The following is a 25,799-nucleotide window of genomic DNA, read 5'->3' as shown; positions in this document are numbered from 1 at the left end:
ATTTAGCTAAAAAGAGGCGATGACATGGTAGTAGGTTGGGAAGAAAGAAGGCAGCTGGTTAAAGTAGCTAATTTGTATTATATGGATGGTTGGACACAAGAACAAATCGCTAAGAAAGTGGGTGTGTCCAGGCCTATTGTTTCAAGGATATTGCAGAAGGCAAGAGATTCGAAAGTGGTTGAAGTTTATATTAAGGATGAAAATATTCATACCGTGGGATTAGAACAACAATTAGAGAAATGTTATGGATTGAAGGATTCGATTGTTGTACCTACTATAGGATTGACAACAGACATGATTAAAAAGGCGGTAGGCCAAGCAAGTGCCTATTATCTTTCTAAACATTTAAAGAAAATGAATGTAAGCCAACTTGGTATTTCATGGGGCTCTACTTTAGCTGAATTAGTGAAGGAATATCCGTTTGAAAGAAAAGAACAGATGAACATTGTACCTCTTGTAGGTGGTATGGGAACGCAACGTGTAGAAATTCATGCTAATCAATTAGCTTATGAGTTAGCTAAAAAAATGAATTGTACGTGTTCCTACTTATATGCTCCTGCCATTGTAGAAACTAAGGAATTAAAGGAGCGTCTAGTAAGTATGAGGGAAATTTCCTCCGTCCTTGAGGAAGGAAAAAAGGTAGATGTGGCCTTGATTGGATTAGGGAACCCTTATAGAGGCTCCATGCGAAAGCTTGGTTACCTAAAAGACAATGACCTAAAACAATTACGAAAATTAGGTGTTGTAGGCGACATCGGATCTCGTTTCTTTGATGAATCAGGAGTTGTTGTTAACCATTCGTTAAATGATAAAGTAATTGCTCTGCCACTGGAGCAATTGAAGAAAGTAAAAGAAGTCATAGGGGTGGTTGAAGGGACTCATAAGATGGAAAGCACCCAAGCTGCCTTAAAAGGAAACTATTTAGACGTGCTTATTATAGATGAACAAACTGCATTAGCGCTTTTAGAAGCGAAATAATAGAGCTGACTCAAAGGTCATTTTATAAATTTCCTTTGATGTCAGCTCGTTTATGTAAAACCTAATAAATTTAACAATCTTGATACGTATTGAAAACAATTCTATCTGAATTTTCTGATCATAAATTTCTATAAAGGAAAAGAGGGAAGAGAAGTATGCAGAGAGTTTTAAAAAGGTTGGGCATGGACTCTAAGATGGCTTTGGGTTACTTAGGAGTTATACTTTTTATGATGGGAGATGGCCTTGAGCAAGGATGGTTATCATCCTATTTAACTGATAATGGTTTGAGTATTCAACAGGCTGCATTGTTATTTAGTGTTTATGGAGTTGCTGTTGCCGTTGCCTCTTGGTTTTCGGGAGTATTGGCTGAAATATTAGGAACTAAAAAGGCTATGATATTGGGAATAACATTATTTTTGATAGGAACGATTGCTTTTTTAACAATTGGTTTACCATCTATGAATCTTTGGATTGTGATACCAACATATTCTCTTAGAGGATTGGGTTATCCCCTATTTGCTTACTCCTTTTTAGTTTGGCTTACATACTACACGCCAGGTAATAAACTTGGAACGGCTGTAGGTTGGTTCTGGTTTTCGTTTGCAGCTGGCTTAAATGTATTAGGAGCTTATTACTCTAGTTTTATGCTTCCTGTTTTAGGGGAAATCCATACTTTATGGAGCGCTGTAATCTTTACGGGAATAGGTGCCCTAATTACAATTATCACAAATAAAAATGATTCCAGCAGCAGAAAAACTTTTGAAACGAGACAAGAAATGGTTAAATATTTATTAAAAGGTATTACAATTGCATTTGAAAAGCCTAAAATTGGTTTGGGTGGTATCGTAAGAACCATTAATACGACTGGGGCATATGGTTTTGTTGTTTTTATGCCTGCTTATATGATGGAAGTTGGCTTTACAAGAACAGAATGGTTACAAATCTATGGAGCGCTTTGGACCAGTAACATTTTCTTTAATTTAGTCTTCGGAATTGTAGGGGATAAACTAGGGTGGCGTAATACAGTTATGTGGTTTGGTGGGGTAGGATGTGCAATTTTTACAGCAGCATTTTACTATGTTCCAGCCTTTTTAGGAACAAATTACATCTTTATAACTATTACAGCTTGTTGCTTCGGAGCTTGTTTAGCTGCATATGCTCCCTTATCTGCATTAATTCCTTCATTAGCAGGAAATAACAAAGGAGCTGCTATGTCAGTGCTTAATCTTGGGGCAGGACTAAGTACATTTCTTGGACCTGCAATTGTTGGCGCTTTCATCGGTGGTGTAGGTACATTAGGTATTATATGGATTTATACCATTTTGTATCTCCTTAGTGCGTTTTTAATGAAATTTATTCGGCTTCCTAAAAAGGAAGGAGAAAATCCTTCTGCTGATTTTACTGACTTAAAAGATACAGTAGGTTCTTCGAATTAAGTATTAAAGTTTGCGAATTATTAAACATAAAAAAGGATGTCTTTTAAAAGGACATCCTTTTTTTATAACTAGCCATGCTCTAGATGAAAAACAATATCTAAATAATTTAAAGGTAATAAGTTGGAATAAATTACACGTATGTAAGAAAAGAACATTCTAAATTAGTTTTAGAGGGAATTTCATTATTACCAAACTTTCCTATTTATCTAAAATTCATTTCTGTTTAGGAGTAGGATGTTCTCATTTGATATAGTTATTGCTATACTAAAAAGCATATGAACAGATAAAGAGGCGATTGTATGTTAAATTGGGAAGAAAGAAAGCAGATGGTGAAAATAGCTAATCTGTATTACATAGATGGTTGGACACAACAACAAATTGCTAAAAAAGTGGGTGTATCAAGGCCTATTATTTCTAAACTCTTACAAAGAGCAAAAGACCTTGGGATTGTAGAGGTTTATATCAAAGATGAAAGTGCTCATACTGTGGATCTAGAACTGCAACTTGAAAAGAAGTATGAATTACAAGATGCCATTGTTATATCGACTGTTGGATTAACACCAGAAATGACTAAAAGAGCAGTGGGACAGGCGGGCGCTTATTATCTCTCTAAGTATTTAAAAAGAATGAACGTAAAAAGGCTCGGTATTTCATGGGGTTCTACTTTAGCTGAACTGGTGAAAGAATATCCGTTCGAGCGAAGAGAAGAAATGAACATTGTACCTCTTGTAGGTGGTATGGGAACGCAACATGTAGAAATTCATGCTAATCAATTAGCTTATGAGTTAGCTAAAAAAATGGGTTGTAAGTGTTCCTACTTGTATGCTCCAGCGATCGTAGAGACAAAAGAACTAAAAGAACACATAGTAGCGATGAAAGAGATTGCTTCTGTTCTTGAAGAAGTGAAAGAAGTAGAGTTAGCTCTTGTAGGTATAGGTAATCCTTATAGAGGTTCTACGATGAAAGAACTTAACTACTTACAGGAAGATGATTTACAAAACCTTCGTAAAACGGGAGCTGTAGGTGATATTGCTTCTCGTTTTTTTGACGAGTCGGGAGAAACGATTAATCACCCTTTAAATGATAAAGTAATTGGCTTGTCGTTAGAAGATCTAAGGGGAATTAAAGAAGTCATTGGGGTAGTCGAAGGCACACATAAATTAGAAAGTGTGTTGGCTGCTTTGAAAGGAAAATATTTAGATGTGTTAATAGTAGACGAACAAACAGCTTCAGCACTTTTAGAAGAAAGATGAAAAGTTGATTAAATAGATATTTAAAATACTCTTAGGTAAGATGAGGTATAATTTTATTCTATTTTAAAAATTTTTACATTTTACAAAATAATGTCCCAAAAATAAAGTGTTTTCATTTTATTTTTGGGACATTATTCATTTCCATTTTTATACTTCTAAGCACCCTTTCTGAGATTTGAGGCCATAGTATACCTCGAAACTCGTCTCCTAAGCATTTGAGGTTCGCAGCTGTTAATACATCCAAGCATAATATCGATTCCTATACCTTCAAAGGTTGTATTAACTGGTATTACTACGTCGCTATCTAAAACAAGTTTAACTTTTGTGCCAACTTCCTGTATATCTTCAATATTTTTATTTTTACCTTTAACACACAATTAAATTTCTAGCTTTTTTTGTGAAATACTTACTCACATAGTTACTGCTAAAACAGTTAAAGCTTTACTGATACGAGCTGAAACAATATTGATACCTTCTAAGGGGACAACAGTGACATCGACTCGTGTAACACCCTCATGCCTACTTTTTCCTTAATATGTAGCATGGTTACTCTATTCATTTCTCCCTCACTAATTACTAAAGTACCCTCTATGGAATTTGTTTTAAAAATATCATGTCTCCCCTATGTTGCTGCATTATTGATCTCCTTTTTTCTTTTCTCATCTATCTTACTGAATCTAAATCGGCCACTTCTGTTACGCGAACAAGTTATAGAAAAAGATTATTGTTCATCTTCCCATTCTCTTTAATTTTTCCAAAAAGCCTTACGAGATGTTCTTAGGATAAACCTTGAACAATGATAATAATAAAAAGGTCTTAGTTAATATATCCTCTTATTTATAGCCTCTTTATCACTTAACTTGTATAAGGTTAAATAATCACCTTTATCATCTTACCGATCGTTCGTTATTTTTACATTTGTAAAAATAATGGTGAATTTTTTGGGGGAATCAAACTGAAAAATAAGTTTAATATTGATATAAACCCTATATATTAGACTTTAAAGTGATTTTTTTGAAAATTTAAACATTGACATCACCTATATAAAATTCTATAATTTTAACAAAAGTAAACTATCAGAACCTTTGTAAACGCCATCTAATTATACTTGAGATCTTTTAGTAATAACTATTTCAACTTTTTCCTCTTTATATTTAATGAATAACAGTATGTAATCTTTTCTAAAACCGCAATGCTTAGAGTAAGTGATCGTTATAAAAGAGAAAGGAGTTCACTTATTATCGATGTATTACAAATTCTACTCACAAATTCTGTTAGGAGGCTTAAAACATGTTGGGATTAAACTATAAATTAAGAGATTTAGAGAAATTAGGCAGAGAAATACATGTTGGCTTAATTGGCTGTGGACAAATGGGGAGAGGAATGATTTCTCAAATTGAAAGTATGAAAGGTATGCGTGTTGTTGCAACAGCAGATCTTCATCCTGCATTAATTCAACAAGCTTATTTAAAAGCTGGCATCAACGAACATTCAATAGTTTTAACAGACCACCTTGAAGAAGCCGAGAAAGCTATTGAACAAGGGAAGACTATAGGCACAGCTTACAGTGATTTAGTTACAAGTTTACCAAGTGTTGATGTTATTGTAGATGCAACTGGTGTTCCTAACTTAGGAGCTGAAATCGCATGGAAATCTATTTTAAATAAAAAACATATCGTCATGTTAAATGTGGAAGCTGATGTAACAGTAGGACCACTTCTAAAGCAGATGGCAGATGCAAGTGGAGTTGTTTATACAGGATCAGCAGGTGATGAGCCTGGAGCAGTGATGGAATTGTATGACTTCGCGGATGCGATTGGATTTGAAATTATCGCATTAGGAAAAGGAAAAAATAATCCGTTAAATCATGGAGCAAATCCTTCCTCTGTTGAAGTAGAAGCTAAAGCAAAAGGTGCTAGCCCTAAAATGATTGCTTCGTTCCAAGACGGAACGAAAACCATGGTAGAGATGAATGCAGTCGCAAATGCTACTGGTTTTTTACCAGATATACCAGGTATGCATGGTATATCTGGGACTGTGAAGGAGTTACCTTCCCTATTTCAACTTGTGGAAAGAGGTGGAGTGTTAGCTAATAAAGGAATTGTTGACTATGTAAATGGAGTTGCTCCAGGTGTATTTGCCATTATTTCTTCGGATAAAGAAGAAGTTCATCATGAAATGAATTATCTAAAAATGGGGGATGGTCCAAACTATGTGTTATACCGTCCTTACCACTTGACGAGCCTTGAAACTCCACTTTCAATCGCGCGTGCCTTTTTCCATAAGGAAGCAACAATTGCACCATGGCAAGGTCTACAAGCTGAAACAGTAGCTGTAGCAAAGAAGGACCTAAAACCAGGAGATCATCTTGATGGAATTGGCGGATATACCGTATATGGAAAACTACTAACTCAAGGGGATTCTGCTGCAGTAGATGCTCTTCCTATTGGATTGGTTGATCAAAATGTAGTAGTAACTCGCCCGATAAAACAAGGAGAAATTATTAGATATGGGGATATTGAACAAGAAAGGGAATCAATGATTTGGAAATTACGATCCTTACAGAATCAGAGTAGCAATAATTCATCCCCTAAAAATAAATTAGAACAGCCAAGGCCCTTTTTAGTCTAAATAAAAGATTTATAATAATCTTGTAGTAACTGAAGAACTAACTAGACAGTATAGTAAATATGTAATAAATAAAATGAAGAAAATCAGGTCAAAAGCTTTTCACTTTGGTCTGGTTTTCCCCTATTTGTATGAAGACTAAAAATGTTGATAGATTTACAATTTATAGTCTGTATTTTTGTTTAGATTCATGAGTTAATATAATAAGAGTTATAGGATTTCTCTATATTAGGCAAGGAGATAAGGACCATATTTTTTTACATTATTCAAATTACGAATTTATATAAGATAATAAAAGTAAATTGTGACTTAAGCAATTTAACTTTTGAAGGGGAGAACGAACAGTGAAAAAGGAATTAGTTATAGGGATAGATGCGGGAACAGAGAGTGTAAGGGTAGGTATATATGATTTATATGGGAATCAGGTTGGTTTAGGTGTTACTGGATACAAAACCTATCATCCTCAACCGGGTTGGGCAGAACAAGATCCAAATGAATGGTGGTTGGCTTTAGTCAGTAGCGTAAAAAAGGCGATGAATCAGTCTAGAGTGAATAAAGATCAAATTATTGGATTAAGTTTAGATACAACGTGTGCTACTATTGTCCCTTGTAAAGAGGACGGAACGCCTTTAAGACGTGCTCTATTATGGATGGATCTCCGTTCTCAAAAGGAAGCTCAGTTTATTTCATCTACTAAAGATGAGGCTCTAAAATATAACGGGTATGGAAAAGTTTCACCAGAGTGGATGGTGTGCAAAGCTCTGTGGCTAAAGAGAAATGAACCGCACATTTATGAAAGCGCAAACAAAATCATAGACTTTTCTGATTGGTATACGTATAGACTTACAGGAAGATACACTGGAAGTATTAGTACAACAACGTATAGATGGCATTACAATAGAGAAGAAGGAGATGTTCCAAAGTCTTTTTATGAATCAATTGGTTTAGGTGATATTTTTGAAAAACTTCCTCAAGACATATGTGCATTAGGTGAACATATTGGAGGGCTTACACAAAAAGCAGCAAAAGAATTAGGGTTAAGAATAGGAACACCAGTGGCTCAAGGTGGTGTGGATGCCCTTAATGGCATAATTGGTTTAGGAATAACTCAACCTGGAAAGCTAGCTCTTATTACAGGTTCCTCACATAACATTTATACATTAACAACTAAACCAATTCATGCAAAAGAAATATTAGGTGCTTTTCCCGATGCAGTTATTCCTGGTTTAAGACTTGTAGAGGCAGGACAGTCGTCCTCTGGTTCAACAATTAAATGGTTTAGAACAAACTTTTGTAAAGATTTAGAGATGTTGGCTAATAATAAGAATATGAGTGTGTATGACTTATTAAATCAAGAGGCTATTAACATACCACCAGGTTCTGAGGGATTGGTTGTTTTAGATTATTGGCAAGGAAATCGCTCACCTCATGTAGATCCAAATGTTAGAGGATTAATCTCCGGTTTGTCCTTAAAACATAGCAGAGCTCATATTTACCGCGCTGTTATGGAAGCGATTTCTTACGGGACAGATTGTAACATTCGCAACTTTAGAAATAATGGTATTAACGTTACAGAGGTATATGCAGCTGGAGGAGCAACAAACAGTAACCTATTTTTACAGATTCATGCCGATGTAAGCAATGTCACTATAAACGTACCAGAGGATAATCAGGTAGCTTGTTTAGGTTCCGCAATTCTAGCTAGCGTAGCCGGAGGAGCGTATAAAAATATTAAGGAAGCTACGGCTAATATGGTGCGCTTTAAAGAGGAGAGAATAGAACCTAATAAAGAAAACCATGAGAAATATCAATTATACGCTGAACAATATAGAAAAGCATATCCTCAATTTCATGAATGGATTGGGGAAAATACAAAAATTAATCAGAATCAGTCAATCAGTATTCAGAAAGAAATCTTGGTTTAATTAAATATATTGTAATTTGTTAAGCTTTCCTTTGGAGATTACTCAAATATATGTAAAAACCCTTTACTATTCCTAAGCAAAGGGTTCTTTTTTATTGGAAGGAATTTAGAGTTAATTTAGTTTACATAAAATATGTGTAAGGAAGTAAAAAAGCACAAACCCGTTGATTAACAACAGGTTTGTGCTTTTTATTTTTTCCCTAGATAGATATACTTTTCGAGAAGGGCTTACTCTATTTAAAGATGTCCTTCTTTATTTTTAATTGTTCAATTGCTTTAGGTAATGTTAGTTTTTAGAAGCTTTTTCCCAATCAGCAGCGAATTTTTCCATACCTTGATCTGTTAGTGGATGCTTGGCAAGCTGTTCAATAACGTTATAAGGGATAGTTGCAATATGAGCACCAGCCATAGCTACACGGGTTACATGATCCGGATGTCGAACAGAAGCTGCAATGATTTGTGAATCCAAGTTTTGCACACGGAATAATTCAGCAATTTTCGTTACTAATTGGACACCATCCTCGGAAATATCATCTAAACGCCCTAAGAATGGAGAAACATATGTGGCACCTGCGCGAGCAGCCAAGAGTGCTTGATTCACAGTGAAAATAAGTGTAACGTTCGTTTTAACACCTTTTTTGTTAAGATAGCGACAAGCCTCTAAACCAGCTAACGTCATAGGAAGTTTAATAGTTACTTTCTCATCTCCGCCATTAATTTTAATGAGTTCTTCTGCCTGTGAAATCATCTCTTCAGCTGTTACAGCGTCAGGGGTTACTTCTGCAGAAACAGATTCAACCTCTGGTACTGATTGGCAGATTTCCGCAATCCGATCCTCGAATGTAACGCCTTCTTTAGCAACCAACGAAGGATTTGTTGTCACCCCAGCTAAAATACCAACTCTATATGCTTTTTTGATATCCTCAAGATTTGCAGTATCGATAAAAAATTTCATGATAATTGCCTCCGGTTTCTAAAAATCTAAATTAATAATCAGCTGTACAGCCTTGAATAGTCTATTTTCTTTATACCATAGCTGTATAATATCTTTGCTGTATAGATGCATTTTGTATATCTTCAACTTCAAGTTGAAGTGACTTTTTCAAGAACTTTATAGCATTACTTCGTTTTTTTATATCGTCTTCAGTTTGAATATTTACATCTTCTTTTAGGTTTTGTATCTTTTGAGTAACTGCATAATTAAATGCATCGGTTTTAATCAGCCACATTCCAATTAAATTCTTTGTCGCTTCTCTTTCAGCTTCATTTTTAACAGCAAATAGGCTTTCTATATTTGATTCAATTAGTGTAATTAAATCGGTATGTTGATTCCATTTAATCCAAAAATAATTCTTTTTATCTTCAAAGTTTCTATCTCTTAAAAGAAAGTAACTAATTCCCAATTTAATCTCGCACAGAGAAGTATCTCTAGCAGAAGTATAAATAGTAGTAATTTCTACATTGTTTCTCTTATCAATGTAAGCCTCTAATCCATATTGTGTCTCTATTAACTTAGCATCTAATAGATTCATTATTTATCCCTCTGTTTCTTAGTTAATGAAATACGTTCAATATTGCCTTCATTGGTAAGCTTTTATCCATTAAACTTTTTTATGGGGAAAGGTTCAGAATTATTACTTCTTCGCATATCATGGATGAATAGATTCATATGTGGTTATTTTATTAACACGCGATCCATGTCTACCACCTTCAAATGGTGTTTTTAACCATAGATTTACTATATCACGAGCTAAACCTGGGCCAATGACACGTTCTCCCATAGCTAATATGTTTGTATCATTATGTTCTCTTGTTGCTTTAGCACTAAAAGTATCATGTACAAGCGCACAACGAATTCCTTTTACTTTATTAGCTGCAATGCTCATTCCAATACCTGTTCCACAAATTAAGATACCACGGTCTACTTCACCACTTACTACCCTTTCAGCTACAGAGATGGCGTAATCTGGATAATCAACAGAGTTATTACATTCACATCCTAAATCTATATACTCAATATTCATTTCTTCCAACAATGAAATAATTTCTTTTCGGATATTCATGCCTCCATGATCAGATGCAATAGCTACTTTCATCTTTGTTCTTCCTCCCCCCTTACTTAAAAGTGGCTCTTCACAAATGCTACGACTTCTTCTGTTGTAGACATGGAGAGTATAGTCTCTATGTGCTGCTCCATTTCTATTTTTGATAAATGTCGGATTTGGGAGCGTGCCCTTAAAATCGAAGTGGCACTCATAGAGAATTCGTCTAATCCTAATCCAAGAAGGATTGGAATCGCAATTTCATCTCCTGCCATTTCCCCACACATTCCTGCCCATTTTCCTTGTCTATGAGCTGCATCAATGACCATTTTTACGAGACGGAGAATTGCCGGATTATATGGCTGGTAAAGGTAAGAAACACGTTCATTCATACGGTCAGCTGCCAGCGTATACTGTATTAAATCATTAGTTCCAATCGAAAAGAAATCAACCTCTTTTGCGAATAAATCCGCATTTATTGCCGAAGAAGGGATTTCTACCATCATACCAACTTCAATATTATCAGACACCTCTATACTTTCTGATTGAAGTGCCTCCTTCTCTTCCAACAAGATGGCCTTCGCCTGACGTAATTCATCAAGGGTTGCAATCATCGGGAACATGATTTTTAAGTTTCCATATACGCTTGCCCGAAGTAATGCACGAAGCTGCGTACGGAACATATCCTGCATTTTAAGGCATAGACGTATCGCACGAAATCCTAAGAATGGATTCATTTCTTTTGGGAGGTCCAAATATGGAAGCTCCTTATCGCCACCGATATCGAGTGTACGAACGACTACCGGTTTCTTTTCCATACGCTCTAGTACTGTTTTGTAAGCTTCAAATTGCTCTTCTTCAGTCGGAAGCGTATCACGTCCCATGTATAGGAACTCTGTGCGATATAATCCAACACCTTCACTACCGTTTTCAAGTATACTCTTTACATCGTTTGGAGTCCCAATGTTGGCTGCCAATTCTACATGGTAATCATCAGCTGAGACCGTCTTTTCATTAACGAGCTTTGCCCATTCTGCCTTTTGAGCCTCATAAGCCACTTTCTTCTCTTCATATGTCTTGACAACGTCCCTAGTTGGGTCAACAATGACTTGTCCATCTAGTCCATCTACAATAACCAGTACACCATTTTCGATGTCGGATAGTACGGTTTTCGCTCCTACAACAGCTGGAATTTCCATAGAGCGAGCCATAATGGCAGAATGAGAAGTACGCCCACCAATGTCTGTTGTAAAACCTTTTACATATTGACGATTTAATTGAGCTGTATCAGAAGGCGTTAAATCTTCCGCAACGATAACCACTTCTTCATCAATGAGGCTTGGATTGGTAATCTTTACACCTAAAAGATGGGTCAGCACACGTTTCGTTACATCACGAATATCGGCTGCACGTTCTTTCATATATTCATTGTCCATTGATTCAAACATACTTACAAACATTACCGCCACTTCATTTAAGGCAAATTCGGCATTTACTTGTTCATTTTGAATCTTCTCTTTGACAGGATCAATTAATTCTGGATCACTCAGTACCAGAAGATGGGCATTGAAAATATCTGCCTTGTCCTCGCCAATCTCTTTACGAGCATGTTCTTTAATAACGTCTAGGTCTGATTTAGATCGTAAAAGCGCCTCTTCAAATCGCGATAATTCTTTATCTGTATCCTTTACTGAGATTCTTTCTACAGTAAGATCTGGATTCTCCAGTCGGAAAGCCTTAGCAATGGAAATTCCCGGTGAAGCTGCAATTCCTTTGATTACTGTAGACATTGTTTCAATAGTCATTACCTTCCCCACCCCTCACTTTTATAGTTTTTAAGATTGACCAGAGTTACATCTTATTCTTCTGTCATTTCAAGATATACCGTGTTCCCCTGGTCTTTTATTAGTCTTATTTAGCAAGACCTTCCTTTTTCATGACTACATCAATACTTTCAATGACTTGTGATTCATCATCGCCTGTTGCAATTACCTTTACACTCGCTCCTTTAGGAATTGCCAATGACATAACTCCCATAATGGATTTTAAGTTTACTTGTTTCTCTTTATATTCAATCTTTACATCTGATTTAAAAGGTGTAATAGCACTGACTAATGCGGTCGAAGGACGCGCATGAATTCCTGCTTCATCTATTATTGTGTAACTTTTTTCAATCATCTCTGATTCCTCCACTCTATATTTTGAATATTCAAACTATTTAAGTAGGTTTTTTACTTTTTCTACAATATTATCTACTGTAAATCCATATTTCTCGATAATTTCTTTACCAGAGGCAGAAGCACCAAACTGATCAATCCCTAATACTTCTCCTTCTGTTCCTACGTAACGGTACCATCCAGAAGAAGCGCCCATTTCAATGCCAAGACGTTTTGTTACAACTTTTGGTAATACAGATTCTTTATACTCAGCAGATTGAACTTCAAAGCGATCCCAAGCAGGCATACTAATAACAGAGACATCAATCCCCTTTTGTGCTAATACTTCTTGTGCTTCCACTGCAAGACTAACTTCGGAACCCGTTGCTAAAAGAAGCGCATCAGGTGTTTCTTTCTTACTTGGGGAAACGATATAGGCCCCTTTAGACACTTTCTTATAGGTATCTTCTTTTGCTCCTCCCAATATCGGTAAGTCTTGACGAGATAATACTAATGCCGTTGGCTTGTCTGTAGATTCTAATGCTATTTTCCAAGCTGCACTTGATTCATTTCCATCAGCCGGGCGAATAACAGATAAATCTGGCATTGCACGCAATGCTGCTAACTGTTCAATTGGTTCATGTGTAGGCCCATCCTCACCAACTGCAATACTGTCATGTGTTAATACATAGGTCACAGGCAATTTCATAAGTGCTGCAAGACGAATAGCCGGACGTAAATAATCCGAGAATACAAAGAACGTCCCTCCATAAGTTTTCAAACCACCGTGTAAGGCTATTCCGTTCATGGCCGCTCCCATTGCAAATTCACGCACGCCATACCAAATGTTTTTACCACTGTAATTTTTCCTTGAAAAATCTTTTTCATTTTTTATATAGGTTTTGTTAGAACCAGCAAGGTCCGCAGAGCCGCCAAAGAAAAATGGGACTGTTTCCGCAATAGCATTAATAGCATCTCCTGAAGATGAACGGGTAGCAATGGCTTTGCCTTCCTCATATTTTGGCAGATTACTATCCCAATTTTCAGGCAGACGTCCTTCCATTGCCATCTTCAATTCAATTGCTAATTCTGGATAAGCCTTTTTATATTGTTCATACAAGCTATTCCACTCTGATTCTTTCCTTTCACCAGCTTCTTTTACAACTGAACGGAAATGCTCATATACTTCTTCTGGTACATGAAACTCTTGATTAAAATGCCACAAATATGCTTGTTTTGTTAATGTAGTCTCGTCTTTACCTAATGGAGAACCATGAGAATCAGATTTCCCAGATTTATTTGGAGAGCCAAAACCAATGGTTGTTTTTACTTCAATTAAAGTTGGACGGGTTTCTTCTATTTTAGCTTCCTCAATGGCTTTCATAATCTCTTCCATATCATTACCATCTTCTACCCGAAGAACTTGCCATCCATACGCATTGTAACGTTCTTCCACGTTTTCGGAGAAGGAACGGTGCAAATCTCCATCAAGAGAAATATCATTTGAATCATATAATACAATTAAACGGCCTAAGCCTAAATGGGCAGCTAGAGAAGAAGCCTCTGCTGAAACACCTTCCATTAAATCTCCATCTCCACAGATTGCATATGTATAATGGTCCACTATTTCATAAGAGTCACGATTATACTTCGTAGCTAAATGTCTTTCAGCCATTGCCATTCCAACAGCCGTTGCAATTCCCTGTCCCAAAGGACCTGTCGTAGCATCAACACCTGGGGTATGTCCATATTCCGGATGTCCTGGAGTCTTACTTCCCCATTGGCGGAATGATTGAATATCGTCCATGGTGACGTCATAGCCGGACAAATGTAATAAACTATATAAGAGCATAGATCCATGCCCAGCTGAAAGAACAAATCGATCACGATTAAACCAATTTGGATTTTTAGGATTTTGATTCATACATTTTGTCCATAGTGTATACGCCATTGGAGCAGCCCCCATTGGCATTCCTGGATGGCCTGAATTCGCTTTTTCAATTGCGTCTATAGAGAGTGTTCGAATGGTCGAAACAGATAACTGTTCAATAGATAGATTCATTTCTCATTCTCCTCTTTCCTATTTTTCAAAAAATACTGGGACGATTCTAAGAATGTCTCGCCCCAGTATTGTTGATTTAATCTAATAAAGCCTGTGCTGTTTGTTCATCTGTCACTAATACATCTACCAACTTGCCTTCTAACGCTGCTTGTATTGCCTGTACTTTTTCTAATCCGCAAGCCACTCCAATGACAAGTGGGATTTCCCTTAATTGATCTAATTCCAATGTAATTATTTTTTCATTCCAGGAGATAAAAGATGATTGCCCATTTTTATCGATGAAATTATAACAAATGTCTCCAACTACATCGCTATGATTAAAATACTCTTGATGTGCTTGACCTAGATAGGACTTCACCATAGTTGAATGTTCAGGAGTTCCTCCAATTCCTACAATTGCTATATCAGATTGGGCAGATACATTAAAAATGTCTTGAATAGAAGTTTGCCTCATAAATATTTCTTTTGCCTCTTTGGAATCCACCATTACTGGAGCATGAAGAAGCTTGTACTGAGATTGTAGACTCTCAGCGAGCTTAGCTACAATATGATTAGCATGTATATCTACTCGTTCATTTCCCATTCCTCCAACTAGAGGAACGAATGTAGCAGAAGGATAGGGGTGATTAGAGTTCATAGCCTTAGCTACTTCATACATGGTTGTTCCTGCAGAGACTCCAATCGTTTGTCCGTCTCTCATTACGCGTAACAAGTATTTACAAGCTGCAGCTCCTAATCTACTTTTTGAGGATTCTCCTCCAAGGTTGGGAACGCATACTACTTCACGTAATCCATATAAACGTTCAATCTTTCCCTCTAGTTTTCTATAAGGATGAATCGTTTCATCATGAATAATAATTTCAACGATTCCCAGGTCCCTAGCTTTTGAAAGGTATTTAGAAATAAGAGAGCGACTTACACCAATTTCCTCAGCAATCTGAGATTGATTAAGTCCTTCCTCATAATACATATGAGCTACTTTAACAAACAATCTATTGTCTTCAGGTAAGTTCAAATTAGTACCCCCTTTTTTCTTTGTATGTGATTTAATATCTAGGAGGTCCTATAAATCACGATTTAAATTCAATGATACTACCATTTTTAACTTTCGGAAGCATATGCGGGCTAGCAAACACAGCACCAGGAAGAACTTCCCCAGTAGGCTCGCTGAAGTAGATAGAAATATGCCCTAGTTCCTTTAAATTGTTGTTAGCTGCAGACCCTACAGCTGTAACAGTAAATTCCTGATCATCAATTTTGAAAGTATTCCCTTCTTTAATTGGACCCTCTGACTGATCTTCCTCAACTTCATGAATTACAGCCATTTCACGCAATCCTTCTGGTGTTTGAGGACCAAATAAAATCATAATCTTTTCTTCCTCAAATGATAAAGCTAATTCTCCGATTTCTTTTACAATTGACTTATACATTCTAATACCCCCATTTGTTTTATAATCATTTCAAATTTATTGATATAACCCAATACTTGCAACATAAGCAATTATAACAGCAAGAACCCCAGTGATAAGACGACTATATAAAACGGCCGGTACACCATATTGTACCGTTTCTGCTTTCGCTTCGCCAAGTGACAGACCAACTGGTATAAAATCAGCACCTACTTGAGCATTAATAGCAAATAAAGCAGGTAACGCAAACTGAGGTGGAATATTTCCTTTTGCTATTTCAGTACCAATTAAGACACCTATGATTTGAGCTATAACAGAACCTGGTCCCAACACTGGTGATAAGAATGGTAAGGAACAAACAAATGCTAGAATTATTAATCCCCACAAAGAACCAGCAAGAGGTGATAAAAAGGTAGCCATCGCATCGCCAATACCTGTGTAGTTAATGATTCCAATAAGCATACTTACGAAGGCCATGAATGGAATTATATTCTTTATAAGCATGTCAATTGAATCTCGTCCAGCCTGATAAAAGGTACCTGTTACTTTTCCGATGCCTTTTGAAAACCTCATTAGGAAGTTATCTCTGTCTCCCTGATCTTCTTTTTTCAAATCTTCATTATTTATGTTAGAGTTTTCTTTGTTACTTGTGTTGAGTTGACTAGTTTCTGAATGGCTCTCTATTTGCTCATCAGCTAATCTGATTTCTTTTTCTGTAACACCAGAAACAAAAATATCCTCTTTAATATGCTTAGCCAGTGGACCTGAAGGTGAAGAAGGAAGGACATCCACTGTAGGAATACGTTTCATAGGATAAAGTCCAATTCTTGCTGTTCCTCCACAGTCAATTACAACGCACATCATTTCATCTTCCGGAACTGAATTTTTAAATCCGTCTATAGCTTCTGTTCCTGATACCTGAGCTATCTTTCTTGCGACTGGATGAATACCTCCCCCTGTAATAGAAACAACCTTTGTCTTTTTTCCTTTAGGTTCAATTCTTAGACCTGTTCCCCAACCACCAGAACCTTTATCCACAAAGATTGCACGCTGCTTATTCATGATTGTTCCCCCTCGAGTCATGGTGATTCCTCCTTCAATTAAGAATTCGCTTCCATTCTTTTAGCTAGATATTTTGTGATAAGTTCAGTAATCACTCCGCGTAAAAGCATAATGACAATTGCTATCAGGAAATAGCGAACAGCAAGATCAGACATAGGGTAACCAGCCTCTTTTATACCATTAGCAATTCCTAAATAGACGAAAAGTTCTCCTGCATTTGCGTAAGGGAATAAAGCTGTAACAGGATGAAAGAAAGTAACTAGAGAATCAAAAAAAGCTGGTTTTTGTTTCTCTGGTAGAAATCTTCCAAAAGTATAAGCCATTGGGTTTGTTAATAATAAGATTGATAGGATAGGCATTAATGTATATCTTAATAGTGTATACTTTGCTGCGAACTGAATGACCTTATTGACTCTTTCCTCTCCAATGAACTTAATCATTGCATACGTAAATGTGAGTAACACAACTAGAGTAGGAACAATTCCAGTCATTAAATCCATAAACTGTTTACCACCAGCATCAAACATTCCTATAAAGTGTTCGCCGAACCATTGAATCCATTCCATGGAAATCAACACTCCTTTCCATTAAAGCATAGAGATATTTTTTGTAGAGATTGACAATAAAGCATTTTCAGCAGCCTTTGAAAGAGCTGTATTAATAGCTGGTAATCGTCTATAATTCCTATTTGTTTTAAATTCTTGTAACTCATCTAGTACAGTTCCTAGAGGTTGTCCCTTATATTTGCTCATCTCCTTAAACTTAGATAAGACTGAAAAACCATTGACTACATGGCATTCCTGAATTATATAGTTACTATCAACAACTATCATAGCAATGGCTCCAGGACGAAATTTTCTTCTTTCTGTACCAGAAAACAAATAATACCCTTTTTTTCCTCTGTAAGTGCTTACAACATCATTTGTACTCTTTCTGTAATAACGGACTTGTATGAAGGTAAATACATATTGAACTACTAGCAAAAAACAGAGAATCATAACAAATTTCATATGAAGTCATGCCCCCTTTAAGTTCTTTTTGAGGAAGAAAAAGGGTGCGGGCAAAACTCTTATTTAACAAAGAGTTTTGCTGCACGCCTATGAGCTTACAAAGTAGTTACAATTTTACTCTCAGCTATCTCTGTAGGGAATAGACTATCTTGAAGCGATCTTAATTTCCAGACCGTTGTTGTAGGGTCTAATTCTACATCGTCAGTTGTTAGGAATTGCCCTTGACGAATATCCTTTTTCGCCACTACATTTCCACTGATTAAACCAATTGGAATATGATTATTTCGCTTCATATCTTGATGAGTTTCAAGAACCCCACGTACAGAATAACCTCCAATACCATCTAGGGTTTCTCCGGCTTTAATATCACGTTTTGCAACGGAAACCGTATCAGAAATAGGTGCCCCTAGTGGTTGAATAGAGCTTTCATTCTGTAAAACGGCTTTTGCAATAGTAATAGGCGTTTCTAAACTAGCTAAATGATATGGTCGAAATAAAATGTGATGATCTCTTTCACCTTTTTTCAATAGATAATCCAGCTCATGTGCTACAGCATCATTTTGTCCTTTTACAATGACAAATACTCCAGGTGCAAGTCCATCCACATATTCAACTACACCAAAGTTATTTAACACTCCGCCGTTTTCTTTAAGGTCTAAGTCTTTAATAACTGAATCTAGATCTCCAGAAACTCCATGCATCCCAACTACATCAGGTACAAATCCAATAGCATTCGACAATAAGTTCATTTCAGCCATTGTTTTAGTACCATCTTGGAAAGCAGCAAGCATATGAGAAGCCATCTTCTTCTTATTTGCCTCTTCTTGTGCAGTAGTAGGGTTTGCTGTGACGTTTAATTTATTATTTTTCCCTTTACCAGCAACTAGAACTTCCATTCCCATTGTTTTGGCAAATTCAAATAATTCAAGTGTTGCTGCCGGCTCATCCCCAGCAGATCCACTATAAACTAATCCAGAGTTAGTAAACATTTGATGCATTACGGAACCGATTGTAATATCTACTTCAACATTTAATAAAACAAGATGTTTTTTAGATCTTAAAGCTTCAAGTGAAATGTTAGCTCCTACTTCGGGAACTCCCGTCGCATCAACGATAACTTCTACATTCGAAGATTGAATAACTTCACGAAAATCATTTGTTACGATAATAGATTCTTTTCTAGATGCCTGTGAATTATAATAATTTGCAGCTCTTTCTGCTGCCTCAATATTTATATCACTAATTCCAGTTACACTCATACCAGGAATGTGAGAGATTTGACCAATCATTCCAAACCCCATTTGTCCAGCACCAATAACCCCTACTTTAATCGGTTCGTTTGCACGTTCTCTTTCTAAAAGTTGTTGATAAATTGACATGTGTTCCATCCCCTTTATGAAAATTCTTAAAATTAATTCTACTAAACGCTTTCATACAAAAGTAAAAAAATAGTCTGCAGACCTTAATATCGTAAATTAACAATTAACATTATTTACTGTTGTTATCAAATGAAACGTTTTTGTAACATTTTCTACACCCTTTAACATTTGTTAATTGCTATGGACTTATTGTAGAATGAGATGAAAGGGCTGTCAATAAAAAATAATAAAAAATCAGAAAAATACGAAAGGACAGATGTCATAAAATGAATAGAATAGACTATTATTACAGTGATAATGCGCCAAAGCCACAAAAGATTGTTCCTGCTGTTTCAGCTGTTGTTCTTCAGGATGTAAAAAAAATTTTATTGCAGGAACGTTTTGATAATGGAAAGTGGTCTTTACCTGGTGGCAATGTGGATCCGGGAGAAACAGTGGAAGATGCTATAAAAAGAGAGGTTAAAGAGGAAACTGGTTTTGATGTAGAAGTAAAACAACTAGTTGGCGTATACAGTGATCCTAATCATGTTATAGCATATGAGGATGGAGAAGTTCGTCAACAGTTTTCCATTTGTTTTTTATGTGAGAAGATAGGTGGATCACTAGCAACTAGTAGTGAATCAAAAAGAGTAGAATTTATTTCATTAAGTAAGTTAGATACTATAAATATTCATGTCACTCAGAAGATACGAATTCAGGATGCTCTTAGTGGAAATAGTAAAGCCTTTATACGATAGTCCAATTAAGAATTAGGGAAATTGTGAAGCTAAAAGTATTTTTTAGAAATCATCTTGTCAATTTTTCGGAGGGAGAGGATGGATTTTGAAAGGATCTAAAATGGAGGCTAATCTATATTGCATTCGATGCCGGGATGAGACTCCCCATATTATTTTTTATATCAATAATAAAATTAACACTATTGAATGTGAAGAATGCCATCGTATACAAGGAATTAAGATAGATATTATGAAAGAATTTTATAAAGAAATTTATGAGAGAATTTCAACAAAGCCAGTCAGAATTACACAGGAATATAAACAAGATTTGAATAAATTCCTAGTAAGACTTCCGGCTCGAGCTATTACTAAGCCTTATCGACTTATAAGAGACTTAAATGATTCACGTAAATTCATTAAACGATTTAAGAATTAAGTAGGTAACTATCTTACAGGTTCTGTTGCAAACATAATTGGACAGGCTTATCCCCTTGAGACGTGTTCATAGTTTCAATCCTCGCAATAAGCCGTCTAGTAGACCAAAAGGGCTTTAAACTAAGAACTTTGCAAATTTTGTTGGGATGGGAATAGCGATGGGAAATGCACACGATGACGTGAAACCTTTTGCCGAATTTACAACCAAACATATCGATGAAGATGGAATTTATTATGGATTAAAAGAAATCGGACTTATTTGATATAAAATTACTTAACATAATGTTGATTATCAGAAAGGTCGTTATTCAACTCATCATAGACATCAATTTTAATTCCATGGACATCTACAATATGATTATCTATTCACTTAATTTGAGAATCATCCTTGTAATGAAAAAATATAAAAGACCGTCTCAAAATAAGATAACAAGAATACCAAAGAGCAGCTTACTTAATCAGTTATAAAGTACTGCTCTTTGGTATTTCTGTATTCTGTATGTAAAGTATGAATGGTTACGACTTTTCGTAAATATTGATATGGTTATAAATCAATAGATAGTCGATACGCTTTTACAATAATTCCGTCATCGGCAGGTTGAAAATCAAATTGTGGTATTCGTATAAAGTTCATACGCTCGTACAGTCTCATAGCCGTTTTCATAAAGTCTCCGGTATGTAAACCAATATACTTTGAACCACTTACTTTTGCTCGAAGAATACATTCTTTTATCAATAATTCAGCCACACCTTTTCCTCGTGCATGTGGTGTGACAGCAAGCATTCTTATTTCAGGATAATCTAACATATCAACAAGTCCTTCATAAGCATCTGTTTTTGCGGGGAACAAAGCAACACTACCTACTATTTCCCCATCTAATTCGGCAACTAGATGTTCAACATGGATTTGTTCATCAGAATCTGACGATATGGCCTTTTTAAGAGCATTCCAATGTCCTTCTGGGATGATTTGTGCATGTTCCTCATATGCCTTCACTCTTTGTTCTCGAATTATTTCTTTTTCATTATCTAAAGCCTCACGGATTTTTACCATTTAACTAATCTCTCCTCTTATCTCTTTATACTTTTTACTATAACTCCGCACGTTGATTAATCCAATTATTGAATATAACTGCCAGCTAGATATTGAGCAAAATATAAAGTCAACAATCCCATTCTATAAACCTTTTCTTCTAGGAATACCCTTGCGAGGTAATATTTTTATGTTTATACCCCAATAGAATTTTGTATTTAGTAGACTATTACTCACCAAACAGAAGATAAATGCAAAATACAGCCCTATATTACTTTATTTTCATGGCGACAACTACTATATGCTTGTGGGGATATTCCCTACACTTTCCACAAATCCCCTTGTTGCTCATTTATTTCTCTTTTATATAAAAAGAAATCCTTTTATGCTATTTTCATGCTTTCTTTTAACATGGAAAACGTCCCCCCACCTACCACAACCACCCTTGTCGTATTTTTAATAAAGGGTAGGATATACAAACATACATGTATATCAATCTACAAAACTGTTCATACTGCTCATGTATTCCCCCATATGTAAAAACCCTTTGCTAGTGCTAAGCAAAGGGTTTCTTTTTTATTTGCTATATGAAGGTTGGTGAAGTTCTACCTATGCTTACTCTAGCCTTTAGATAATGGCGACAGATACTGAGTCATGGTTGAAGTCCTTATTTTTTAGATATGAAGTAATATGTTATTTGAGGAGTCTTTTGTATACTAATAAGTTCTTATCAAAAAAACAATTGAAGTTCTTCCGTTAAGCGTAAAAAAGTTTCTTTATCTTTATTTTTTAATGATTGGTCAATTTCCTCAAGGATCTTACCTTTTTTGAAATCCTTCACCACTTGATTCAAAAATAATTCAGCCACTACCTCGTCCTCTATATTTATTTCAACTTGGTTCATTTCATTAGACACGTTATTTTCCATCCAATGTCAACCCCTTTATCTCTTCTCTTTGGTAAAAAGTATTCCCCTTTTACACTCTTTTAATACGAGATTGATAGATAAAATTTTTAATGTCATATAGCCTTAAGGCTATAGACAAGGGCTTGAGCTTTTTTAAAATCATAAGCATACCCATAACAAAGACCGCCCAGTATCCATAGTGTATAAGGCGGTCTTAAGTATATTTATGACATATAACTATTCGCTTTTTCACGACAATATTCCAATCTATAATTCTAGATATCAAAAAAATCTTCTGCTTTGGCGCTCTTGTTAACTTTCCTAATGGCAGACATAATCTTCTTCACTGTAGATATAGTGGGGTCTCGTTTACCTGTACAAATTTCACTCATTGCTGTACTTGAGATTTTGGCGTTCTTCGCTAGCCATTCTTGCGAACGTCCTTCTTTCACTAACCAATTCTTCAGCTTCGTTCTTTTGACACCCATTCTTTACACCTCTATATTACGTTTTTATAACTCCATTTATGTCCACTTTTTAACGTCCTTATACAAAAAGTATTAAACCCCCGTAAAACTTTTTTTATGGGACAAGATAAAGTGTGCAAGCCATACAACATACACTCCACTATACCAACTTAGGAGGCGTTCAAATGGTTACAGTCCTGGGAACAAGCCTAGTGTTGTTTACGGTGATTTATGCGGAGAAAAAAGGATGGGTCGACAAATCGAAAGTGAGAGTGATTATGCAGATTGGAATGAATGCTGGTATATTGGGGAGCTTGCTCTATTTTTTATATACCTTGTCTTCTTTCCTTCCTTTCTTATGACCAACGTTCCAACCAGGCTAGTATAGAAAAAGGAATAGGTTCATCGTGATCAGAACAACATTTGGAAGCTTCCTTTTGTAAGGAACTATCTAAAGAAGATAAAAAGAAGGAGGAAGAATCATGTGGGAACTCATGGCGATTCCGGTTTTAACAAGTGCCGCAGCTTTATGGTTTGGAAGGAATACATCGAGTGAGGAACATCGTATCGTTCAACAGACCTTTGAGCACTACCATATCCATGTGAAAGACGGTAAAAACAACCGATATCCTCAGCTTGTTCGGGAGTATAAAAGTACGAAAAGAATTAAGCTCATTTATCGCACACCTTTAGCTTTAGAAGAAAAAACCTTGCGAACGTTACAACAGATTTTATCCGTCACTTTAGATCAAGAAGTAAACGTATCGTTCAAGAAGTGGCTCATCATTGAAATTTCAAAGCATAAAATGCCTTCCTATGTGTCGTATGAAGAGGTTCCCTATCGTAAAGGATGGATGGTCCCATTAGGGAAAAACCGTCAAGGGTGGCATTTCCACCATTTTGACCGTACACCACATACCACCATTTCGGGAACGACTCGCTTTGGGAAAACAGTCATGATGAAAGTTATGATGACCTATCTCATTGAGCATCATCCTTGGGATGCCCAATTCGTTATTATCGATTTAAAAGGTGGATTAGAGTTTGATCGGTATCAAAACCTTCAACAAGTCAAGCGTATAGCCAGTAATCCCATAGAGGCCTTATACGCCTTGAAACAAGTCCAGAAGGATATGACGGAACGAATGGACCGTTTTAAGCGTCAAGGATGGTCTAATATTGTAGACACTCCCCTCTCCCAACGTCTGTTTGTTTTCATTGATGAAGCCGCCCAACTCACGCCTGAGAAATTTATGGAGAAAGAAGAAAAGAAGACGTTAGCGCAGTGTCAATCCATCCTCAGTGAAATTGCACGTCTAGGAGGCGCTCTAGGCGTTCGATTGGTGTATGGAACCCAATACCCTACCTCCAATGTATTGAATGGCTCTATCAAGCAAAATGCGGATTTAAAGGTGAGTTTTCGCCTGGGAAGTGATTATGCGTCCAAAGTAGCCCTGGATGCGTATGGAGCTGAAGCGTTACCGTCGGACATTAAAGGGCGTGCGTTGATTAAAACGCATGAAGTGAAAGAAGTGCAAGTCCCCTACCTCAATCATGAGGAAATCTGGAAACGGATTGGAGGCTATGAAGTTGCAAAACAAACAGTTGTGCCAAACGAGACAGGAGAAGATTATGTACGCCTTGGATAAGTTGGAGTGTATGAGTCGGTCCCAACTTCAAACTCTCTTTCAGTTGAAAAGTGTCCGCAATGCCAATCGTGTTCTTTATAATATGAGTTCCTTTTTAAATCACAAGCGTCTCCATGAAAATGTCTACTATTTATCGAAGAAAGGACGTCAACACATTGGATCGGAGAAGAATAAACCTCATTTAACACAGTTAGAACATAAAGTGAGACGGAATGATATTTACTTGTATTATGGGTGTCCGAAGGATTGGAAAGTGGAACGACCGAATGAATGGAGGATCCAAGGAGAAACCTATAAGCTCATTAGTGATGCTCGCTTTTCCCTTCACGGTGTCATTTGTTTTGTAGAAGTGGATCTCAAACAGAAGATGCTCGAAAATAAAAAGAAAATTAAACTGTATCGTTCCCTCTTTCAAGCTTTAGGCCATCAACAAGCTTTACTCATCTTTTATACGACCACTTCAGTGAGAAAAGAAAGGATTCTAAGCTGGTGTCAGGAATATAAAGTCAATGCAGAAATTTTAACGACAGAGGATTTTGAAAATTATTTTTTATAAATTTATAAACGGTATAGATTCTAATATGGACAAAGTGCAACCAGGCAGCCCTTATGAGAGTCAATTTATCTTTTAGAACTATGTTCTAAAAGATAATATTTAAACAAAAAAATAGTAACTCATTTAAGCGAAATCTATAAAAATAGGTCGAATATACATTGTGCACATTGGTAGAGTTTGCTATAATAACAGCAATTAGACAGTTCGGAATAGAAAAAAGGTTCAAGGCAATCGTAGCGATGTTGGTAGCATCCTACGACGGCTCACCGTGCTCACCCACGGTAAACACTTACCTCAAACCTTGTTCACAATAGTTAAAGTTTCTATCTGCATTTTACAGTAAAACTTTAATTATTGCAAGGGTTTATTGTACTCTCTTTCGTAAAGGGTGTGTTTACCGAATTTTTAAACGGTAAACACACCCTTTTTCTTTTCCTACAGAAAAGAGGAGAGAAAATATGTTAATTTTCAGTGATGATTTTGCCCGTATGCAAAACTATGAATCTTATACGAAAACACAACATGAACAGAAACAAATGAAGTATAAATTATTAAGTATGGTAGAGTCTGTATTTGGAGATTCATATGCTCGTTTAAAACCCGAAACACGTAACGCCATTGATATGATTTGCTTTCTAGCAACAGATAAAGGCTTTGTTTATGCGAAAGATACTTATTTTGCTGAGAAACACGATAT

General features: G+C 36.2%; 26 protein-coding genes and 1 pseudogene. 12 read left to right on the top strand and 15 right to left on the bottom strand.

Annotated features, from left to right (window positions below; genetic code table 11):
• The first annotated feature begins 24 nt into the window (after window positions 1–24).
• The 5 genes from BM012_RS06935 (at window position 25) to BM012_RS06910 (ending at window position 8,220) form a co-directional block, all read left to right on the top strand.
• Window positions 25–978 (top strand): sugar-binding transcriptional regulator, encoded by a 954-nt coding sequence (locus tag BM012_RS06935; RefSeq protein ID WP_061802813.1) that lies wholly within the window; start codon window positions 25–27, stop codon window positions 976–978.
• Between the two features lie 155 nt (window positions 979–1,133).
• Window positions 1,134–2,414: an MFS transporter gene (locus BM012_RS06930; RefSeq protein WP_061802814.1), complete on the top strand. Its 1,281-nt coding sequence runs from the start codon at window positions 1,134–1,136 to the stop codon at window positions 2,412–2,414.
• A 299-nt stretch (window positions 2,415–2,713) separates the two neighbouring features.
• The gene (locus tag BM012_RS06925) at window positions 2,714–3,667 is read left to right on the top strand and encodes a sugar-binding transcriptional regulator (protein WP_061802815.1); all 954 of its coding nucleotides are present in this window, start codon (window positions 2,714–2,716) and stop codon (window positions 3,665–3,667) included.
• A gap of 1,290 nt (window positions 3,668–4,957) precedes the next feature.
• Window positions 4,958–6,298, top strand: coding sequence for an NAD(P)H-dependent oxidoreductase (locus tag BM012_RS06915; protein WP_061802817.1), 1,341 nt, complete (start codon window positions 4,958–4,960; stop codon window positions 6,296–6,298).
• Window positions 6,299–6,639: 341 nt separating this feature from the next.
• On the top strand, window positions 6,640–8,220 hold the full coding sequence (locus BM012_RS06910) for an FGGY-family carbohydrate kinase (RefSeq protein ID WP_061802818.1): 1,581 nt from the start codon (window positions 6,640–6,642) through the stop codon (window positions 8,218–8,220).
• A gap of 285 nt (window positions 8,221–8,505) precedes the next feature.
• Here the strand turns inward: BM012_RS06910 and fsa are convergent, their stop codons facing one another.
• The 12 genes from fsa to BM012_RS06850 form a co-directional block, all read right to left on the bottom strand.
• On the bottom strand, window positions 8,506–9,174 hold the full coding sequence (gene fsa / locus BM012_RS06905; RefSeq protein WP_061802819.1) for a fructose-6-phosphate aldolase: 669 nt from the start codon (window positions 9,172–9,174) through the stop codon (window positions 8,506–8,508).
• Between the two features lie 70 nt (window positions 9,175–9,244).
• Window positions 9,245–9,751, bottom strand: a complete 507-nt coding sequence (locus BM012_RS06900) for a hypothetical protein (protein WP_061802820.1) — start codon at window positions 9,749–9,751, stop codon at window positions 9,245–9,247.
• Between the two features lie 117 nt (window positions 9,752–9,868).
• Complete coding sequence (gene rpiB, locus BM012_RS06895) at window positions 9,869–10,315, bottom strand: ribose 5-phosphate isomerase B (protein ID WP_061802821.1); 447 nt, start codon at window positions 10,313–10,315, stop codon at window positions 9,869–9,871.
• Window positions 10,316–10,338: 23 nt separating this feature from the next.
• Window positions 10,339–12,051, bottom strand: coding sequence for a phosphoenolpyruvate--protein phosphotransferase (gene ptsP / locus BM012_RS06890; protein WP_061802837.1), 1,713 nt, complete (start codon window positions 12,049–12,051; stop codon window positions 10,339–10,341).
• 121 nt (window positions 12,052–12,172) lie between these two features.
• Window positions 12,173–12,439: a phosphocarrier protein HPr gene (locus BM012_RS06885; RefSeq protein ID WP_061802822.1), complete on the bottom strand. Its 267-nt coding sequence runs from the start codon at window positions 12,437–12,439 to the stop codon at window positions 12,173–12,175.
• Window positions 12,440–12,475: 36 nt separating this feature from the next.
• A complete protein-coding gene (gene tkt / locus BM012_RS06880) occupies window positions 12,476–14,479 on the bottom strand; it encodes a transketolase (RefSeq protein WP_061802823.1) in 2,004 nt (667 codons plus the stop codon).
• Window positions 14,480–14,555: 76 nt separating this feature from the next.
• On the bottom strand, window positions 14,556–15,494 hold the full coding sequence (locus BM012_RS06875) for a sugar-binding transcriptional regulator (protein WP_139210311.1): 939 nt from the start codon (window positions 15,492–15,494) through the stop codon (window positions 14,556–14,558).
• Between the two features lie 55 nt (window positions 15,495–15,549).
• Complete coding sequence (locus tag BM012_RS06870; RefSeq protein WP_061802824.1) at window positions 15,550–15,909, bottom strand: PTS glucitol/sorbitol transporter subunit IIA; 360 nt, start codon at window positions 15,907–15,909, stop codon at window positions 15,550–15,552.
• A 36-nt stretch (window positions 15,910–15,945) separates the two neighbouring features.
• Window positions 15,946–16,950: a PTS glucitol/sorbitol transporter subunit IIB gene (gene srlE, locus BM012_RS06865; RefSeq protein ID WP_074842804.1), complete on the bottom strand. Its 1,005-nt coding sequence runs from the start codon at window positions 16,948–16,950 to the stop codon at window positions 15,946–15,948.
• 38 nt (window positions 16,951–16,988) lie between these two features.
• The gene (gene srlA / locus BM012_RS06860; RefSeq protein WP_061802825.1) at window positions 16,989–17,516 is read right to left on the bottom strand and encodes a PTS glucitol/sorbitol transporter subunit IIC; all 528 of its coding nucleotides are present in this window, start codon (window positions 17,514–17,516) and stop codon (window positions 16,989–16,991) included.
• A gap of 21 nt (window positions 17,517–17,537) precedes the next feature.
• Entirely contained in the window at window positions 17,538–17,960 is a 423-nt protein-coding gene (locus BM012_RS06855; RefSeq protein ID WP_061802826.1) for a transcriptional regulator GutM, read from the bottom strand.
• Between the two features lie 95 nt (window positions 17,961–18,055).
• Window positions 18,056–19,339 (bottom strand): NAD(P)H-dependent oxidoreductase, encoded by a 1,284-nt coding sequence (locus BM012_RS06850; RefSeq protein ID WP_061802827.1) that lies wholly within the window; start codon window positions 19,337–19,339, stop codon window positions 18,056–18,058.
• A gap of 266 nt (window positions 19,340–19,605) precedes the next feature.
• Here BM012_RS06850 and BM012_RS06845 point away from each other — a divergent pair, with 266 nt between their 5' ends.
• From BM012_RS06845 to BM012_RS06835, 3 genes are all read left to right on the top strand, one after another.
• On the top strand, window positions 19,606–20,076 hold the full coding sequence (locus BM012_RS06845; RefSeq protein ID WP_061802828.1) for an NUDIX domain-containing protein: 471 nt from the start codon (window positions 19,606–19,608) through the stop codon (window positions 20,074–20,076).
• An 85-nt stretch (window positions 20,077–20,161) separates the two neighbouring features.
• On the top strand, window positions 20,162–20,491 hold the full coding sequence (locus BM012_RS06840; RefSeq protein ID WP_061802829.1) for a hypothetical protein: 330 nt from the start codon (window positions 20,162–20,164) through the stop codon (window positions 20,489–20,491).
• Between the two features lie 145 nt (window positions 20,492–20,636).
• A complete protein-coding gene (locus tag BM012_RS06835; protein WP_082802487.1) occupies window positions 20,637–20,753 on the top strand; it encodes an HAD hydrolase family protein in 117 nt (38 codons plus the stop codon).
• A 281-nt stretch (window positions 20,754–21,034) separates the two neighbouring features.
• Here BM012_RS06835 and BM012_RS06830 read toward each other — a convergent pair whose 3' ends face one another.
• The 3 genes from BM012_RS06830 to BM012_RS06820 form a co-directional block, all read right to left on the bottom strand.
• Window positions 21,035–21,544, bottom strand: a complete 510-nt coding sequence (locus tag BM012_RS06830; protein ID WP_061802830.1) for a GNAT family N-acetyltransferase — start codon at window positions 21,542–21,544, stop codon at window positions 21,035–21,037.
• A gap of 709 nt (window positions 21,545–22,253) precedes the next feature.
• Window positions 22,254–22,451 carry an IDEAL domain-containing protein gene (locus BM012_RS06825; RefSeq protein ID WP_061802831.1) on the bottom strand — a complete coding sequence of 66 codons (198 nt, stop codon included), beginning with the start codon at window positions 22,449–22,451 and terminating at the stop codon, window positions 22,254–22,256.
• Window positions 22,452–22,705: 254 nt separating this feature from the next.
• Window positions 22,706–22,918 (bottom strand): helix-turn-helix transcriptional regulator, encoded by a 213-nt coding sequence (locus BM012_RS06820; RefSeq protein WP_061802832.1) that lies wholly within the window; start codon window positions 22,916–22,918, stop codon window positions 22,706–22,708.
• Between the two features lie 164 nt (window positions 22,919–23,082).
• Here BM012_RS06820 and BM012_RS26315 point away from each other — a divergent pair, with 164 nt between their 5' ends.
• From BM012_RS26315 to BM012_RS06805, 4 genes and pseudogenes are all read left to right on the top strand, one after another.
• Window positions 23,083–23,259 (top strand): hypothetical protein, encoded by a 177-nt coding sequence (locus tag BM012_RS26315; RefSeq protein WP_167360134.1) that lies wholly within the window; start codon window positions 23,083–23,085, stop codon window positions 23,257–23,259.
• A gap of 348 nt (window positions 23,260–23,607) precedes the next feature.
• Window positions 23,608–24,546 carry an FtsK/SpoIIIE domain-containing protein gene (locus BM012_RS06815; RefSeq protein ID WP_235606112.1) on the top strand — a complete coding sequence of 313 codons (939 nt, stop codon included), beginning with the start codon at window positions 23,608–23,610 and terminating at the stop codon, window positions 24,544–24,546.
• Entirely contained in the window at window positions 24,530–25,102 is a 573-nt protein-coding gene (locus tag BM012_RS06810) for a replication-relaxation family protein (RefSeq protein WP_061802834.1), read from the top strand. The genes BM012_RS06815 and BM012_RS06810 overlap by 17 nt, the downstream gene beginning before the upstream one ends.
• 458 nt (window positions 25,103–25,560) lie before the next feature.
• Window positions 25,561–25,799, top strand: a pseudogene (locus BM012_RS06805) (hypothetical protein); the annotation flags it as partial.

Source organism: Priestia endophytica DSM 13796, from assembly GCF_900115845.1.
In the GTDB taxonomy this organism is placed as follows: domain Bacteria; phylum Bacillota; class Bacilli; order Bacillales; family Bacillaceae_H; genus Bacillus_I; species Bacillus_I endophytica.
Note: the sequence above shows the minus strand (reverse complement) of the source record. Positions and strands in the feature narration are given on the sequence as shown.

What these genes read in the sequence shown, in the direction of transcription:
- BM012_RS06935 (WP_061802813.1), top strand. Translation starts at nt 25, where the DNA reads ATGGTAGTAGGTTGGGAAGAAAGAAGGCAGCTGGTTAAAGTAGCTAAT.
- BM012_RS06930 (WP_061802814.1), top strand. Translation starts at nt 1,134, where the DNA reads ATGCAGAGAGTTTTAAAAAGGTTGGGCATGGACTCTAAGATGGCTTTG.
- BM012_RS06925 (WP_061802815.1), top strand. Translation starts at nt 2,714, where the DNA reads ATGTTAAATTGGGAAGAAAGAAAGCAGATGGTGAAAATAGCTAATCTG.
- BM012_RS06915 (WP_061802817.1), top strand. Translation starts at nt 4,958, where the DNA reads ATGTTGGGATTAAACTATAAATTAAGAGATTTAGAGAAATTAGGCAGA.
- fsa (WP_061802819.1), bottom strand. Translation starts at nt 9,174, where the DNA reads ATGAAATTTTTTATCGATACTGCAAATCTTGAGGATATCAAAAAAGCA.
- BM012_RS06900 (WP_061802820.1), bottom strand. Translation starts at nt 9,751, where the DNA reads ATGAATCTATTAGATGCTAAGTTAATAGAGACACAATATGGATTAGAG.
- rpiB (WP_061802821.1), bottom strand. Translation starts at nt 10,315, where the DNA reads ATGAAAGTAGCTATTGCATCTGATCATGGAGGCATGAATATCCGAAAA.
- ptsP (WP_061802837.1), bottom strand. Translation starts at nt 12,051, where the DNA reads ATGTCTACAGTAATCAAAGGAATTGCAGCTTCACCGGGAATTTCCATT.
- BM012_RS06885 (WP_061802822.1), bottom strand. Translation starts at nt 12,439, where the DNA reads ATGATTGAAAAAAGTTACACAATAATAGATGAAGCAGGAATTCATGCG.
- tkt (WP_061802823.1), bottom strand. Translation starts at nt 14,479, where the DNA reads ATGAATCTATCTATTGAACAGTTATCTGTTTCGACCATTCGAACACTC.
- BM012_RS06870 (WP_061802824.1), bottom strand. Translation starts at nt 15,909, where the DNA reads ATGTATAAGTCAATTGTAAAAGAAATCGGAGAATTAGCTTTATCATTT.
- srlE (WP_074842804.1), bottom strand. Translation starts at nt 16,950, where the DNA reads ATGAATAAGCAGCGTGCAATCTTTGTGGATAAAGGTTCTGGTGGTTGG.
- srlA (WP_061802825.1), bottom strand. Translation starts at nt 17,516, where the DNA reads ATGGAATGGATTCAATGGTTCGGCGAACACTTTATAGGAATGTTTGAT.
- BM012_RS06855 (WP_061802826.1), bottom strand. Translation starts at nt 17,960, where the DNA reads ATGAAATTTGTTATGATTCTCTGTTTTTTGCTAGTAGTTCAATATGTA.
- BM012_RS06850 (WP_061802827.1), bottom strand. Translation starts at nt 19,339, where the DNA reads ATGTCAATTTATCAACAACTTTTAGAAAGAGAACGTGCAAACGAACCG.
- BM012_RS06845 (WP_061802828.1), top strand. Translation starts at nt 19,606, where the DNA reads ATGAATAGAATAGACTATTATTACAGTGATAATGCGCCAAAGCCACAA.
- BM012_RS06835 (WP_082802487.1), top strand. Translation starts at nt 20,637, where the DNA reads ATGGGAATAGCGATGGGAAATGCACACGATGACGTGAAACCTTTTGCC.
- BM012_RS06830 (WP_061802830.1), bottom strand. Translation starts at nt 21,544, where the DNA reads ATGGTAAAAATCCGTGAGGCTTTAGATAATGAAAAAGAAATAATTCGA.
- BM012_RS06825 (WP_061802831.1), bottom strand. Translation starts at nt 22,451, where the DNA reads ATGGAAAATAACGTGTCTAATGAAATGAACCAAGTTGAAATAAATATA.
- BM012_RS06820 (WP_061802832.1), bottom strand. Translation starts at nt 22,918, where the DNA reads ATGGGTGTCAAAAGAACGAAGCTGAAGAATTGGTTAGTGAAAGAAGGA.
- BM012_RS26315 (WP_167360134.1), top strand. Translation starts at nt 23,083, where the DNA reads ATGGTTACAGTCCTGGGAACAAGCCTAGTGTTGTTTACGGTGATTTAT.
- BM012_RS06810 (WP_061802834.1), top strand. Translation starts at nt 24,530, where the DNA reads ATGTACGCCTTGGATAAGTTGGAGTGTATGAGTCGGTCCCAACTTCAA.